Source organism: Acinetobacter pengchengensis, assembly GCF_982235305.1.
Genome location: NZ_CEVATJ010000001.1, coordinates 876,494 through 892,149, shown reverse-complemented (window position 1 = coordinate 892,149; position 15,656 = coordinate 876,494). Strand labels below are relative to the sequence as shown.

Genomic DNA, 15,656 nt, shown 5'->3' with positions numbered 1-15,656 from the left:
TTTTGTTTATTGATGGAGTAGGTTTAGCATCATCGTGCAATATAATTTAGCTGATGCTCAACAGGTATAAGTTGTTTTATATCCTACATACAACTTTATTTTCAGGCTATTAAAGCGTTTTTTCCTTCTGCTGTCATTGACTTTATTTTGTCTATTCTGTGTGAATGATGCCAAATTCTGCGGCATAGGTTTCGTGACTATAAATAATTAAATAATGCCCACAAAATTCAATTTTGGCATAAAAATGCTCTGCGCCATCATCAAGTCCCGTGGCACACCATGTCGTCCCTTTGGGAAAATCATCTAACCACTGGACTTGGTAAAAATCTGCAATCGAATCAAACTGTAAATAGCACTCAGGATACGCCAAAATATCCAATGCCAATAAATCAAATTGTTTAAGCAGCACCTGTTTAAAATCAATTAAATTACTCATCGCTGCGCAGCATGTACTGTATGTTGTTGTCGGATTTTATGCCATTCACGCCACCCCAAATAAGCCAGAACCACAAAGCCTGCATATAACACAGCCGTTAACAGCAACTCTTTGTAAATAAACATACCGATATATACCAGATCAACCACAATCCATAACACCCATGTTGCCAAGTATTTACGACTGGTCCAATAGGTTGCTAATAGACTCATGGCGGCCAGTTGAGCATCCAATAAAGGCAGTGCAGCTTGCGTCCACCACTTTAAACTCAGCCCAAACAATAAACCCAGTATGCTACTTAGTGCAATTTGCAGCCACATTTTAGAGAGTGGCAAGCTTTGAATGACGATATGTTGTTTTTGTTGCTGTGCTGTTTTCCACTGAAAAAAACCATAAACAGCCATGCCCATAAATAGTGTTTGTAATACCGTCTCGCCATACAATTGATATTCAAAGAACAAGTAGGCATACAACAAACAGGCAATAAAATTCACCACCCAACAAGCAATATGGCGTTTGATGGTTAGCGTCACACCTAAAACACTAATCAACACAGCAATGATTTCTAAAACTGACATTGTTGCTGCCTATGTAAAAGAAACAGGCATAATACCTGTTTTCTGGAATATAGCGCAAAACTCAATATTTAACTAAACGCGTTACTGACCAGAAGATGCTGCTGCAATTCAACTTACAAGAAAACCCTGTATAACCATAAACAGAAAATCAGGTATAAAAATTAATCTGCTTAAAATTGCTCTGAATTATTGTATTTATGCTCTTGCCCAAAACGGTCTACATGGCTAATAAAAATACCATATTTACCGACATAATATTCGAGTGATTGCTCGTAAAAACACCAGTAAATCGACCATTCTCCCAAGTCTAAATAGCGAATTTGCGTATGCGCTTTGGCAGGCATTTTATTCAGCACTTCTTGTTGAATGGTTTCGGCATCTTCAGGGTCACGACTTGATACTTTTAAGCTCAAAAATATTTCTGCGATATCATCAAATAATTGCTGTTCGTATTCTGCAACTTCTTCCACCACTTCTTCTACAGGACGCGGTGCTTTATGGGTAATCGGGTCTTGGACAATATTAGCAATATCTTGACAGCTTTGCTGAAAAGTACGATTTATTTTTATTTTGAACCAGACTTTCCAGACCGCATAAACAGCAATCAACAACAAAATCCATAACAATAGTTTTGCCATCTTGGTTTTCGCTCTTATTTCAGGCGTTTCAATAAAGTATAACCATTTCAGGACTTAGCGTCTATTCACCACTCTACACTTCAACGCTCGGGCTTTAACGGATGATTCATCCGTGCATCGCTTAAAAAGTGCAGTTTTCAATTACACAATGATACCGATCATCTTAAAAATAGGTCTTGTGCAACAGTATAACGCAGCAAAACATAACAATTTTCTGCTATTTCTTTAAATGCTTTTCGCTTCCAATAGAGCCTTGTTTTTATCTATCAGCATAAGCCTAGATGATTAGAGCTGCACAAATTCAAGATGTCGCCAATTTGGTTGCGGTATTACATGCCAGTATTCGCTCTTGTATTCAAGATCATCAACGCAATGAAGCCAAAATTCAGGCATGGCTAGAAAATAAAAGCTATGAAAATATTTTAATGCTGCTGCATTACAACAATTGTTGGGTCTATGTGTTACAACATGTGGTGGTCGGCTTTATTATGATCAGTGATCGCGGGCAAATTTTACAACATGCCGTTGCGCCCGAATTACAACAACGTGGTATTGGTCAAGCCTTATTTTTTGAAGCAATAAGCGATTTACAATGCAAAAATGTATCGCACATGAGTATTTTTAGCACACAGACTGCTTTAAATTTTTATGAAAAAAATGGGTTTAAAATACAACCGCAAACAATTAGTTATGGCCACTTCACACCCATGCTCAAACTTCTCAATAGCGCCCCTTTAGAGCAGACTTATAGCTGAATACTTAATTTATTATCACACCTAAAACCATAGGAAATGAGGTTTAACAGATGTTTCCATGTGCTAGTGTTTTTAGAATTTAGCTATAAAACAAACTTTCCAATAGAGCGAACGCGCATAAAAAACCGCTTTCAACTGAAAGCGGTTTTTTATGGTCTGTTGATTCTATTTTACAAACAAATCTAGTTTTATAAACGAACGAGGGTAATAATTTGTTCTGCCAGTTCTTCAGCACTGATCGCAGTCAACTCTGCATCTACTCCACTGCTTACATCACTAATCACCACAATGCCTGTTTCGCGGAGTAATGCAACCTGTGTAGCATCTAAACCTGCTTTAGCAATCGCTACAATACCCTGCTGGATCAGCAAACTTTCAAGCGCTTGCGCCTGTTCAAGTGCTTGGCTTGGTATACATACTGCTGCTGGTTTTTGACCCAAACGTGCTGCACGTGCTTCTGCAGTGACAGGCTCATCATGTGCAGACCATTCAACTGATTCTTCCACCATACCCGCACCAATCGTCACGTTATTCAAACGATCGATGAAGATAAACGAACCGGTGAAACGGCTGTCTTGATAACGGTCAAAGACTACTGGTGCATCAAATTCGATGGTGGCATTGGCAATTGCATTTAGCTCAAGTTTATCCACCTGAACTTTTTCCAATGTGTTGACGTTGGTACGGTAATGAATGGCTGTGACTTTTGCCGGAACGGTTTGCGTACCCATTTTTAAGTTATATAACTTGCCAATAGATAGTGGCTGATCAGCCATCCACACCACAGTGGCATTTACTGCACGTGATATTTCGGGACGCGCCTGATCTTCACGCACCAACACATTACCACGTGAAATATCAATTTCATCGTTTAAGGTTAAGGTAACCGCTTGACCTGCAATTGCATGTTCAAGATTGCCATCAAAAGTCACAATCTCTTTTACTGTCGAACTTTTTCCAGATGGCAAGGCCACAATGCGGTCGCCCACATGAATATCGCCCAAAGCAATTGTGCCGCAGAAACCACGGAAGTCGAGGTTTGGACGGTTGACGTATTGCACAGGGAAACGGAAATCCTGCTTCGCTGAACTACGGTTAATTTCTACCGATTCAAGCGTACCCATCAACGTTTCACCAGTGTACCACGGCGTATTTGCCGACTTGTTCACCACGTTATCGCCATTCAATGCAGAAATAGGCGTAAAGATGATATTGCTTGGTTTACGGTCACCCAATTGTGCAACGAATGCCGCATATTCAGCCTGGATTTCATTGAAACGTGTTTCAGAGAATTCCACCAAGTCCATCTTGTTGATCGCAACAATGATGTTCTTGATCCCAAGCAAACTCGCAATAAAGGTATGACGACGGGTTTGAGTTTGAACGCCATAACGTGCATCAATCAAAATAATCGCCAAGTCACAGGTCGATGCACCTGTGGCCATGTTACGTGTATATTGCTCATGCCCTGGCGTATCCGCGATGATGAACTTACGCTTTTCAGTAGAGAAATAACGATAAGCCACATCAATGGTAATACCCTGCTCACGCTCAGCTTGCAAACCATCAACCAATAAAGCCAAGTCAGGTGCATCACCTGTAGTGCCGACTTTTTTCGAGTCGCGAGTCACGGCTTGTAATTGATCTTCATAAATCAACTTTGAGTCATACAACAAACGACCAATTAATGTCGATTTACCATCATCTACGTTTCCGCAAGTTAAAAAGCGCAGTAGATCTTTGTTTTCGTGCTGTTTTAAATACGCCAAAATATCTTGGCTAATTAAATTCGATTGATGAGACATTGCTCAAAGCTCCACATATTCTTTAGAAATCGGTTTTTAATCTTTAATCTCTCTAAATCTCCCTTTATAAAAGGGAGACTTTGCTCCGCTTTTTATAAATCCCTCTTTATAAAAAGGGTTTAAGGAAATTCTTCGGGAGAGATTAGAAGTAACCTTCTTGCTTTTTCTTTTCCATTGAGCCAGCTTCGTCGTGGTCAATCATACGACCCTGACGCTCTGAACTGGTTGCCAATAGCATTTCCTGAATAATTTCAGGCAAGGTATTCGCTTCAGACTCGACTGCACCCGTAAGCGGATAACACCCTAAAGTCCGGAAACGTACAGATTTCATTTGTGGAACTTCACCTTCTAGCAATCTCATACGTTCGTCATCGACCATAATTAAAGTGCCGCTACGCTCAACCACAGGACGTTCTGCAGCCAAATACAACGGTACTAATGGAATACTTTCGAGGTAAATGTATTGCCAAATATCCAATTCGGTCCAGTTAGACAATGGAAACACGCGAATGCTTTCGCCTTTATTGACCTTGCCGTTATACAAATTCCACAACTCAGGACGCTGATTTTTCGGATCCCAACGATGTTTTGCATCACGGAAAGAATAAACACGCTCTTTGGCACGTGATTTTTCTTCATCACGGCGCGCGCCACCAAATGCCGCATCAAAACCGTATTTGTCTAAAGCCTGTTTTAAACCTTGGGTTTTCATGATGTCGGTATATTTAGAACTACCGTGGTCGAACGGGTTAATACCTGCTTCAACCCCTTCTTTATTCTGATGAACAATCAAGTCAAAACCGTGTTGTTTTGCCATGTTGTCACGGAAAGTGATCATGTCTTTGAATTTCCAGCCCGTATCCACATGCAGCAGTGGAAATGGCAGTTTCGCTGGATAGAATGCTTTTAAAGCCAAATGCAACATTACCGCTGAATCTTTACCAATCGAATACAGCATGACTGGATTTTCAAATTCGGCTGCAACTTCACGAATAATATGAATACTCTCAGCTTCAAGCTGCTTAAGATGAGTAAGTCTTTCCTGATTTATTGACATTGATCACACCGGATATACTTAAACTTGTGTACGAATGACACAGATAGAATTTGAATTTCATTATAGTGACTTAGTTATGCAGACTATTGCTTGTTTTATTATATTTATATGTAAAAAGTTCATATAAAAGAAAACCAATAAGTAGTATAAGTTTTATTTAATCAATAGTTTATTCTGTCATCCATTAAAGTTTAACGTCTTTCTCGCTGAATTTAATACATACAAATCACGCTTAAAAGCTGCTCCTTTGTGAATAGCTTAATAGATTATTCATCTAATTTAGCGCTTCGCGCAGAACAAAAAATACTTAAAGTAAAAAATATTTTTTTAAGATGCTCCCATGTCACAGATTGAACAGACCAAATCCAAACTTGAGTAGGCGCAGCTGGCTGGTTTTTTGTATAAGCACAGTCCTGAACTACTCGTCCTGCAAGAACCTTTAAACGATGATGCTTCAATGCTGAAATTTTTGTGCAGCATGAACTCAGTGCAGATCAAATTGGGCTACAATTTAGCTTAGGTCGTCGTGATCAATAACTCTTTTAATGGGCGTAAAACATAGCAATCAAGACCACAGCTATGAAATTGGCGCGGGTCATCTAAAAGCCGAAGAAAAAGCCTTTAATTGAATGAATACGTTTTATAATTATCCTAAGGTTTTTATTTGGTAGATTTCCCTTAAATACAACCACGACAGAATTGCATCAGTCGATTGAAACACAATTATTCGCACAAGAAAAATTAGATTTCTTAAACATGGCTATTTAAACCAACCCAAGGGGTGCACAAGTGGCTTGGCCGAATTTACAAATGCAGCATGATTGATGGCTTGCGAGTCAAAGCATCGACCTATGATCAAAAAATTAGTGGCAAGTGTTTAATTCTTAAGTTTTAATAAAAAATAACCTGCTTTCTGCAAGTTATTTTTATGTAGTCAACAATGCACAAAAACTTAGTTTTTATGACGCATGTGAGGGAATAAAATCACATCACGGATACTCGCAGCGTTGGCAAACAACATGACCAAACGATCAATCCCGATGCCTTCACCAGCTGTTGGCGGTAAGCCATATTCCAAGGCTTCAATAAAGTCTGCATCGTAATGCATTGCTTCATCATCGCCAGCATCTTTCTCAGCCACCTGTGCCTGGAAACGTTCTGCCTGGTCAATTGGATCATTTAACTCCGAGAAGCCGTTTGCCAGCTCACGACCACCAATAAAGAACTCAAAACGGTCAGTAATGTGTGGATTATCGTCATTGCGGCGTGCCAAAGGCGACGTTTCTGCAGGATATTCTGTAATAAACGTCGGCTGACGCAATTGAGTTTCTACGGTTTCTTCAAACACAATCGTTTGTAGTTTGCCTAAACCAAAACCTGGCTTCACCTGCTCTTTCAATTCTTCCTGCACAAATTTAGCCAAGAAATCACGGTCATTGACATTTTCTGGGGTGAATTGTGGATTATGCTCAAGAATGGCATCAAACATAGAAATTTTCTTGAACGGTCCTTTGAAGCTATACACTTCATCGCCATACGGCACATCAGTAGTACCTAAAATATCCAAAGCCAGTTTTTCTAGCATTTGCTCAGTCAATGCCATTAAATCTTTATAGTCGGCATAAGCTTGGTAGAACTCAATCATGGTAAATTCAGGGTTATGACGTGTAGACACTCCTTCATTACGGAAGTTACGGTTAATTTCAAACACACGTTCAAAACCACCAACCACTAAACGCTTTAAATATAATTCAGGTGCAATACGCAAGAATAACGGCATATCTAAAGCATTATGATGCGTTTCAAATGGACGCGCAGATGCACCGCCTGGAATCACATGCATCATTGGCGTTTCAACTTCCATAAAACGCTGTTCGGTTAAGAATGCACGAATACCCGAAACCACTTTGGCACGAATTTCAAAAGTCTTGCGTGTATCTTCATTCACGATCAAGTCTAAATAACGCTTACGGTATTTTGCTTCGGTATCGCTTAAACCATGATATTTGTCTGGTAATGGACGTAAAGATTTGGTCAATAATTCCAAATGTTCAATATGAACGTATAAATCACCTTTACCTGAACGACCAATATAGCCTTTGACTGCAATAATATCGCCCAAGTCGAGGCTCTTAATCGTCTCTAATGTTTCCGCACTAAGTTCTTTACGTGCCACATACAACTGAATACGTCCAGTCATGTCCTGAATCACGATGAATGAACCACGGTTCAGCATCACACGACCCGCTACAGACACATAGACTTTTTCACCTGCTTCAATTTCTTCTTTAGAAATTTCTGCAAATTGTGCCTGTAAGTCTTCTGCATAATGCTCACGCTTGAATGTATTTGGCCAAGGACTAGTACCCTTCGCCTGCGCTTGTTCTTGAATTTGCTTTAACTTGGCATGACGCTGCGCAATTAAATCGTTTTCGGAAATAATGGGTTCAGAAGTCGATTGAGCGTTATGTTGCGTCATCTCTGCCTCGAATAATTACTAAAAAAGAAGTTCAATAGAATAGCAGATTTAGACACGATTTCGTATGCCTTCTCTGACTCGGTCTATATATTTTTTTAATTGCCCCTTGCTTTTATAGTTTTTTGTTGACTTAGACCAAAAGCTAACTTCTTTCTTTGCCCGAGCGCACTACAATATTGATCAGAAAATAGATGAAAAAGATCGTTTTTGGTCGCTATTTTTAGTTTCAGCCAAACCGAGTTAAAAATCACGATCTGTACTATGAAATCTGTTCTATGAAAATAATCGACTATGTGAATCTGGCAATGAATACATGTGCTTTAAAAGTCTTGTTTTTACATGGATTAGATTCCTCACGGGAGTCGACTAAATTCCATGCCATAGATGCAAAACAAAAATTTTGTATCAATATCGATTATCGCAACTTAAATTATCAAACCGTTGCCGATTTTTATCACAATATCATCCAAAAAATTAAGCCTGAAATTTTGGTGGGACATAGTCTAGGTGGCTATTGGGCACTCAAAATGTCTTTGTCACATCATATTCCGTGCGTGGTGGCAAATCCAAGTTTAGCGCCCACATTTCGCAGTGATTATCCTGCAATTTCAGATGACGACTTGCAGCACGATATTCCACAATTGGCTTATTTAGAATTGGGCGATGAAATTTTGGATATGCATGCCGCACAAGCATTTTTAGAAAACTATATGCAGACTTCTACTTTTGAGTCTGGGCATCATCGCTTATTACATCCAGAAAATATTAATTCTTGTATTCAACAAATCGAACAAGCTTATCTTGCTAAATAAAGCCAAAGCGATCCATGTAAAATAATCAATTAAACATCAGCCATTAAAAAAGCCGGCTCACAAGTATTGTGAGCCGGCTTTTTTACAGCAGTTCCAACAGCTAAAAGGATTAAGCCACTGCTTGTTCTGGTTTAGACTTATTATCCAATACCGACCAAATATCTAAACCTAAATTTTTGTGTAAATCTGGCAAGTCTAGGAAAATGCTAGCACCCAAAACTTGGTGATCACATTTTTCAGCCAATTGTTTGACTGCTTTTAAAGTGCCGCCAGTCGCCAATACATCATCTACAATAATGACTTTTTGCGCTTGCACATCGGCAGCCATTTCTAAGCGGTCTAAACCGTATTCTAAGCTATAACCTACACCCACAACTGGTGGTGGTAATTTACCTGCTTTACGCACAAGTACCAAACCTTTGCCTGTACGCTGCGCCAAAAGGCTCGCCAATACAAAACCACGTGCTTCTACAGCAATAAAGCTTTCAACTTCAGCTAATTTTTCTGCAGGAATGCTGGCAATTAAAGCATCTGTTAATGAATCCAAATTATTCATAAACAAAGGCGTTAAATCATAAAAGTCCACGCCAGGTTTTGGGAAATGAGAAACTGTACGAATATGCGACCACAAAAAAGTAGACAAATTGCTCATGGGAGATCAAAAATGTGACTAAAGAATGGTGGAATTTTACTGTTTATTTTCACACAAGGCTAGTGATCGAATCGGCAAGACCACCTTCAATTACGCGCTACAATGTTTTAAGGTTTTGATTTTTATAAACTTAAATATATTTAAAAAATTAATATATTAGGACTTACGCACTATTATTTATAGATTCTCTGTGATAGCAGATGATTTTTATCGAGAATAAAGTCATCAATGAAGTCTTTGATGATTGGTCTAAATAATTTCTTCTGCCAACGATATACATTTTCAAAGATCCGCTCAAACTGGTTCTTTTGTATCTCAACGTAGGCCATCAAGGCTGAAAAAATATGATTCAAAATCAGTTTAGATCGTCTTACTTGAAACTTTTCAATATGACAAACCTGTTTAATCACTCGGTGATATTGTTCTATTTTCCAATGACTTGAATGTAATTCATGAAAACCATCAAAGGACAATAAATCATCTTCATCTTGATGCACAATATAAAACCTCTGCTGTTCTTTTAACTGAGTCTTAAATAATTGTACAAAGCCAAAATCTTTGAGCCAGACCACTTGACCCTGATGGAAATCTGGCAATAAACGCAGTTGAAACCATTGTCCTTTTTCTGGGGAAACCTTACGGTTACAGTCGATACCAAACATAAATCGAATACCATATTTTCTTATGGTTTTTAGATTTCCAGTCGATGAATACCAACTATCACCTGTAATAAATTGAATCTTTGCACCCCAACTGAGTACTTCACTTAACATATCCATAAAGTAATCATTCTTGGTTTTACTTTCAGATTTGTCATAAATTCGGAAATTAATTGGAATATTTTGACCATTTTGATCTGTCGCATACAAGGTAATGAGATTAATACCCTTGACGGATCGGTGGTGTTTGCCTGACCAAAAATAGCTAACTAAGTCCATATGTTGACTATATGGTTTATCTAAAACAGTATCATCAATACTGACTATAAGTTTATTATTATCAATATGTTGAATTGCTTCTTGATATAGGTCGTGAGGTGTGTAGTCTTCACGCTCTAGAAAGCGATTTACACTATCATGCGAGATATTATAAGTCTCGGCAAGTTGTGTGCAGCTAATAGAGTTCGGTTCTGTCATGAGAAAGGAGGGCGTTCAAAATTCTGTGTCAGTAAATTTGACTAGATTTTAATTATATCATCTAATCGACCTTCAAAGTAAATGGATAATTGAGTAATCGTTTGTCCCCATTCCTGAATAGGCATTGTCCATTTTTCTGATGCCTGTTGAATACCAATATACAGTAATTTCATCAGACTATCCTCATTGGGGAAAGCTCCTTTGGTTTTGGTTAGTTTGCGGAATTGACGATGTACGGCTTCAACGGCATTGGTGGTGTAAATCGGCTTCCTAATCGCTTTAGGGTATTTGAAATAGGCGGATAGTAGATGCCATTTGGTACGCCATGACTGAATGACCACACCATATTTTTCGCCCCATTTTTCTTCTAGCTCATCCAGTGCTACTTCTGCCGCCCCTTTGGTATCAGCACGGTAAATTGGCTTTAAATCAGCCATAAATGCCTTCTGATCTTTACTGGCAACATAGCGTAAAGAATTACGAATTTGATGAACGATACACAGTTGTATTTCTGTTTGAGGGTAAATCGCTGCTATGGCTTCGGGGAAACCTTTTAGTCCATCTACACAGGCAATCAGAATATCCTGAACACCACGATTTTGTAGGTCTGTCAGTACACTAAGCCAATGGTTCGCCCCTTCGCTTTCCGATAAATACAAGCCGAGTAGTTCCTTCTTACCTTCAACATTTAAAGCTAAAATGGTATAGATCGCTTTGCTCACATAAACACCTTTATCCTTCACTTTGTAATGTATGGCATCTAACCAAACAAAGGGATAAATTGTATCGAGTGGGCGTTGTTTCCATGCTTGTAACTGAGGGAGGAGCTTATCTGTAATATTGGTGATAGCACCATCTGAAATCTCCAATCCATACATATCAGCAACATGCTTTTGAATATCACGATAGCTCATACCAAGTGCATAGAGTGATATGATTTTATTGTCAATTTCTTCTGATAATTTGGTCTGGTTCTTTTTAACTAACTGTGGCTCAAATTCACCATTTCGATCTCTAGGGGTTTCAAGCTCAAATGAACCTGATGTAGATTTTACTGTCTTGCGAGTATAGCCATTGCGGCGATTACCTTGTTTCGGATTCGCTTCAATGTAATTCTCGATTTCTGCTTCAAGAGCAGCTTCGGTCAGTTGTTTAATTAAAGGGGTGAGTATGCCATTTTCTCCAGTCAGTGCTTGTCCTGACTGGAGTTGTTTTAAGGCTGTTTCAAAATCAAATGTAGTTGCCATAATGCATCATTCCTGTTTTTAACAGTTTAAGGAAATGACACAGTTTTTTGAACACTACCTGAGAAAGCCCATATAAATGGGTAGAGTACAAGTTGCTGTAGAAGCATTTTTAATTCGTCTGATCACAGATACTTTATAAGGTATTTTAATACTTTTTTGAATCCGTCAATGCGTAAGTCCTATATATATTTGTTCATTAATAAAATAGCAAAAATATAAGATTTTTACTCTACGACCAAGGTCTTAAATAGCGTTTATACGCATACAAACGTTATTTTTCCTGTTGTCATTCTCTCATTACAGTGCAGTATCTTTATCAAAAGAGATCTTTTCTGTATAGTTTTGTCCCATGCATCTATTCACTATATAAAAACACAGATTAAAATCGCTTATTTACTTTACTTTAGCCTTATAACTGCGTAAAAACTTAATCAAATAGATATATCATACAACTCGTCGTAGATAAGTTTTTTGCTGATCTGGAAATTTATAGATCGGTTTATGGAGAATTGAATGAAAAAGTATCAATGCATCGTTTGTGGATGGATTTATGACGAAGCAGAAGGCTGGCCTCAAGATGGTATTGTGGCAGGTACATTATGGGAAGATATTCCTGATGATTGGACTTGCCCAGACTGCGGCGTTTCAAAAGCTGATTTTGAAATGATTGAAATGTAAGACCATGAAAAGACCATGTCCGATGGTCTTTTTTTAACGCCAATTTCTATGCCCTCATTTGGAGCACACCTTATGCATCCTATCGTTATTATTGGTTCAGGCATGGCAGGTTATACTGTTGCACGCGAGTTTCGTAAGCTAAATGCAGAACAAGCGTTAGTCATGATTTGTGCAGATGATGCTGCCAGTTATGCCAAACCAACTTTATCTAACGCATTGGCGGGCAATAAAACCCCTGCTCAAATTACATTGGGCGATGCGGCTAAAATGGCAAGCCAACTCAATATGCGTATTGAAACCCACACTTGGGTGAAAGCGATTGATGCAGAGGCGCATGTACTTGAATTAGAAAAAGAGGGAGTGAGCAGCCAACAACCTTATTCTAAATTAGTTTTGGCAGTGGGTGCGAATCCTGTGCGTTTAGCGATTGCGGGCGATGGCAGTGATGATATTCATGTGGTGAATAATTTAAGTGATTACACTGCATTTCGCCAACAGCTTGAAAAACGTCAAGATAAACGTGTGGTAATTTTAGGTGCAGGTTTGATTGGTTGTGAATTTGCCAATGACTTGCAGCAAACAGGACACCAAGTCACGGTGATTGACCTTGCACCACAACCGCTAGGTCGTTTATTGCCAGATTATGTAGCCAGTGCTTTTAAACAAAATCTAGAAGAAACGGGCATTCATTTTGTATTGGGCACAACCGTTGAAAAAGTTTCAAAAATTAAAAATGACGACTATTTAGTGACCATTACCAGCGGTCAGTCTTTAATTGCCGATGTGGTACTGTCTGCGATTGGTTTACAGCCGAACATTGCTTTGGCTAAAACAGCAGGCATCGAAATCAGTCGTGGTGTTTTAACCAATGCGCAACTCGAAACCAGCCAAGCTGATATTTATGCAGTGGGTGACTGTGCGGAAGTGAATGGTATTTTATTGCCGTATGTGATGCCAATCATGCAGCAAGCACGTGCCTTAGCCAAAACCTTAAATGGTGAAACCACTCAGGTACACTACCCTGCCATGCCTGTTGCAGTTAAAACACCTGCTGCACCACTGACTGTTTTACCTGCACCACTAGGGGTAGATGTCAATTGGCATACCGAAGAATTTGACGATGGCATGATTGCTAGAGCCTATGACCAAACCGATACCTTACGTGGCTTTGTCCTATTAGGTACAACGGCGGCCAAACAACGCTTGAGTTTGACCAAATTAGTGCCAGACTTATTGCCTGTATCGGAATAAAATAAAAAGAATAAAGAGCGATTAATTTCGCTCTTGTCTTACATGAGGATCACAACATGAATAGTGCACTTCAGTTCCACACATCACCCTATACGGCATTTATGCACGAAACCAAAGTCGATTTAGGCAACGGAATTCAACTGCATGTCGAAGTGGGTGGAAAAACTGAAGATCCACCTATTTTGCTGATTATGGGTTTAGGCGCACAAATGTTGTACTGGCCCGATTTCTTTTGTAAATCACTGATTGATCAGGGTTATCGAGTCATTCGCTATGACAACCGCGATATTGGCTTGTCATCTAAAATCCGCCACAAAGGCCCACGTCTAAACACTTATAAAATGATGGGGCGTTTTAGCTTAGGTCTGCAAAACCACGGTGCCCCTTATAACTTGTTTGATATGGCAGATGATGCTGCATTGCTATTAGAACGCTTAGGCATTGAAAAAGCCGAAGTGATTGGTGCTTCTATGGGCGGTATGATTGCACAAATTTTAGCAGCCAAATATGCAGACCGCGTGAATAATTTAGGTTTATTATTTACCAGTAATAACCAGCCATTTTTACCACCACCATTTCCAAAACAACTGTTCAGCTTGCTAGAAAGACCGAAATCGCAAGATGAAAATAGCATCGTTGAACATAGTTTAAAACTCTTTAGGGTGATAGGCTCACCAGGCTATGTGAATCAGCTCGACGCGATACAAACTGCACGCAAATTATATCAGCGAAGTTATTATCCTGCGGGTGTACTTCAACAGTTTTTAGCAATATTATGTACAGGCTCGTTGCTACAACTGGACAAACAAATTCAGCAACCTACCCTCGTGGTACATGGTTCGCAAGATCGTTTGCTCCCACCAGGGCATGGTAAGGCTGTTGCGAAAGCGATTCCGGGCGCTAAGTTTGAATTAATTAAAGGAATGGGGCATGATATGCCTCCACACTTTATTCCTCATCTTAGTGAACTGTTTGCTCACCACTTTAAATCATAATCATTAGGACACTATGGCTGCATTACCATCTTTAAGACAGCTGTCATACCTCGTTACACTGTCTGAAACGTTACATTTTACAGAAGCGGCTCGCCGTTCTTTTGTAACTCAGTCGACTTTGTCTGGCGGGATCATGGAACTAGAGCGCCTGCTTGGCGGTGTACTGGTAGAACGTGATCGACAGAATGTACGTTTAACCCCATTGGGTGAACAAGTCGTAGCACGCGCCCGTGTTCTGTTAGCAGATGCACAGGATTTAATGCGTTTAAGCCGTGAAATGAGTGAGCCTCTCACAGGTGATTTACATTTAGGCGTGATTCCAACCATTGCCCCATTTATTTTGGCGCAACTGTTAAATGAAGTGCATAAGCAGCTACCTAAAATTCAATTGCATTTACACGAAGCGCAAAGTGAAAAAATTGTCGAAAAATTGGAACACGGCAATTTAGATATGGTGGTCTTAGCCCTGCCATTCGATACGCGTGGTTTGAAAGTCGCAGAAATTTCTAAAGAAGATTTGTTCTTGGTTTATCACAAAGGTGATCAAAAATCGGCGCAGGCCAACTCTTTAGATGATTTGGATTTATCGCGTTTAATGCTGCTTGAAGAAGGTCATTGCTTACGCGACCACACTTTAAGTGCCTGCCCAATTGGGGAACGTAAAAACGATCAACGTTTAAAAGCCAGCTCTTTGCCGACCTTGGTTGAAATGGTGTCTGCAAATTTAGGCTTTACCCTATTGCCTGAAATTGCAATTCATAATGCCTTGATCAAATCGAATCCAGATTTACAGATCAAAAGTATTGAGGCTGCACCAAGCCGAACTTTGGCTTTGGTGACACGTAAAAGTACACCACTACAAAGTGAATTTGATGTTTTGCTGCGGATTTTACAAAAAATCACTCAAAACGCAGTCAAAATTTAGACACACGATCCAACATCCCATTAAGGAGCCAACATGGCTCCTTTTTTATTTTTCGTTCAAAAACTCCTAATATTTTTGCAGTTCAATATGTTTAAGTGATTTATAAATATAAATAAGTTTTAAAATGCGCAATTCAGCACAAATTTAACATTTCATTCTTACCACTAAACCAAAGATCAGTATCAAGTTACATGACTCACATTTCCAATACA

Annotated in this window: 14 protein-coding genes and 1 pseudogene; 6 read left to right on the top strand and 9 right to left on the bottom strand. The window is 39.3% G+C overall.

Annotation, left to right across the window (positions count from 1 at the left end; translation table 11 throughout):
* Positions 1–151 precede the first annotated feature (151 nt).
* The 3 genes from AC0T5Z_RS04335 to AC0T5Z_RS04325 all read right to left on the bottom strand — a co-directional run bounded on the left by AC0T5Z_RS04335 (position 152) and on the right by AC0T5Z_RS04325 (position 1,652).
* Complete coding sequence (locus tag AC0T5Z_RS04335; RefSeq protein WP_291335490.1) at positions 152–436, bottom strand: hypothetical protein; 285 nt, start codon at positions 434–436, stop codon at positions 152–154.
* Positions 433–1,014, bottom strand: coding sequence for a nicotinamide riboside transporter PnuC (gene pnuC, locus AC0T5Z_RS04330; RefSeq protein ID WP_291335492.1), 582 nt, complete (start codon positions 1,012–1,014; stop codon positions 433–435). The genes AC0T5Z_RS04335 and pnuC overlap by 4 nt, the downstream gene beginning before the upstream one ends.
* A 170-nt stretch (positions 1,015–1,184) precedes the next feature.
* Positions 1,185–1,652, bottom strand: a complete 468-nt coding sequence (locus AC0T5Z_RS04325; protein ID WP_291335493.1) for a hypothetical protein — start codon at positions 1,650–1,652, stop codon at positions 1,185–1,187.
* 281 nt (positions 1,653–1,933) lie between these two features.
* Here AC0T5Z_RS04325 and AC0T5Z_RS04320 point away from each other — a divergent pair, with 281 nt between their 5' ends.
* Positions 1,934–2,407: a GNAT family N-acetyltransferase gene (locus AC0T5Z_RS04320; protein WP_291335495.1), complete on the top strand. Its 474-nt coding sequence runs from the start codon at positions 1,934–1,936 to the stop codon at positions 2,405–2,407.
* Positions 2,408–2,595: 188 nt separating this feature from the next.
* On the opposite strand, the gene cysN is transcribed toward AC0T5Z_RS04320, so the two are convergent.
* From cysN to lysS, 3 genes are all read right to left on the bottom strand, one after another.
* Positions 2,596–4,212: a sulfate adenylyltransferase subunit CysN gene (gene cysN, locus AC0T5Z_RS04315; RefSeq protein WP_291335497.1), complete on the bottom strand. Its 1,617-nt coding sequence runs from the start codon at positions 4,210–4,212 to the stop codon at positions 2,596–2,598.
* A gap of 142 nt (positions 4,213–4,354) precedes the next feature.
* Positions 4,355–5,263 carry a sulfate adenylyltransferase subunit CysD gene (gene cysD / locus AC0T5Z_RS04310; RefSeq protein WP_026438161.1) on the bottom strand — a complete coding sequence of 303 codons (909 nt, stop codon included), beginning with the start codon at positions 5,261–5,263 and terminating at the stop codon, positions 4,355–4,357.
* 958 nt (positions 5,264–6,221) lie between these two features.
* The gene (gene lysS / locus AC0T5Z_RS04305) at positions 6,222–7,748 is read right to left on the bottom strand and encodes a lysine--tRNA ligase (protein WP_291335499.1); all 1,527 of its coding nucleotides are present in this window, start codon (positions 7,746–7,748) and stop codon (positions 6,222–6,224) included.
* Positions 7,749–8,053: 305 nt separating this feature from the next.
* Between lysS and AC0T5Z_RS04300 the strand changes: the two genes are divergently transcribed.
* Positions 8,054–8,560 carry a YqiA/YcfP family alpha/beta fold hydrolase gene (locus tag AC0T5Z_RS04300; RefSeq protein ID WP_291335522.1) on the top strand — a complete coding sequence of 169 codons (507 nt, stop codon included), beginning with the start codon at positions 8,054–8,056 and terminating at the stop codon, positions 8,558–8,560.
* A 109-nt stretch (positions 8,561–8,669) separates the two neighbouring features.
* Here the strand turns inward: AC0T5Z_RS04300 and AC0T5Z_RS04295 are convergent, their stop codons facing one another.
* The 3 genes and pseudogenes from AC0T5Z_RS04295 to AC0T5Z_RS04285 all read right to left on the bottom strand — a co-directional run bounded on the left by AC0T5Z_RS04295 (position 8,670) and on the right by AC0T5Z_RS04285 (position 11,595).
* Complete coding sequence (locus AC0T5Z_RS04295; protein WP_291335501.1) at positions 8,670–9,212, bottom strand: adenine phosphoribosyltransferase; 543 nt, start codon at positions 9,210–9,212, stop codon at positions 8,670–8,672.
* A 173-nt stretch (positions 9,213–9,385) separates the two neighbouring features.
* Positions 9,386–10,354 (bottom strand): annotated as a pseudogene (locus AC0T5Z_RS04290) (IS701-like element ISAba11 family transposase); the annotation flags it as partial.
* A 35-nt stretch (positions 10,355–10,389) separates the two neighbouring features.
* A complete protein-coding gene (locus tag AC0T5Z_RS04285; RefSeq protein ID WP_160127165.1) occupies positions 10,390–11,595 on the bottom strand; it encodes an IS256 family transposase in 1,206 nt (401 codons plus the stop codon).
* 513 nt (positions 11,596–12,108) lie between these two features.
* Between AC0T5Z_RS04285 and rubA the strand changes: the two genes are divergently transcribed.
* The 4 genes from rubA (at position 12,109) to oxyR (ending at position 15,444) form a co-directional block, all read left to right on the top strand.
* The gene (gene rubA / locus AC0T5Z_RS04280) at positions 12,109–12,273 is read left to right on the top strand and encodes a rubredoxin RubA (protein WP_019837454.1); all 165 of its coding nucleotides are present in this window, start codon (positions 12,109–12,111) and stop codon (positions 12,271–12,273) included.
* Between the two features lie 72 nt (positions 12,274–12,345).
* Entirely contained in the window at positions 12,346–13,524 is a 1,179-nt protein-coding gene (locus AC0T5Z_RS04275) for an FAD-dependent oxidoreductase (protein WP_291333497.1), read from the top strand.
* A 56-nt stretch (positions 13,525–13,580) separates the two neighbouring features.
* Positions 13,581–14,519, top strand: coding sequence for an alpha/beta fold hydrolase (locus AC0T5Z_RS04270; RefSeq protein WP_291333495.1), 939 nt, complete (start codon positions 13,581–13,583; stop codon positions 14,517–14,519).
* 13 nt (positions 14,520–14,532) lie between these two features.
* Entirely contained in the window at positions 14,533–15,444 is a 912-nt protein-coding gene (gene oxyR / locus AC0T5Z_RS04265; RefSeq protein ID WP_435337818.1) for a LysR family transcriptional regulator OxyR, read from the top strand.
* Positions 15,445–15,656 lie beyond the last annotated feature (212 nt).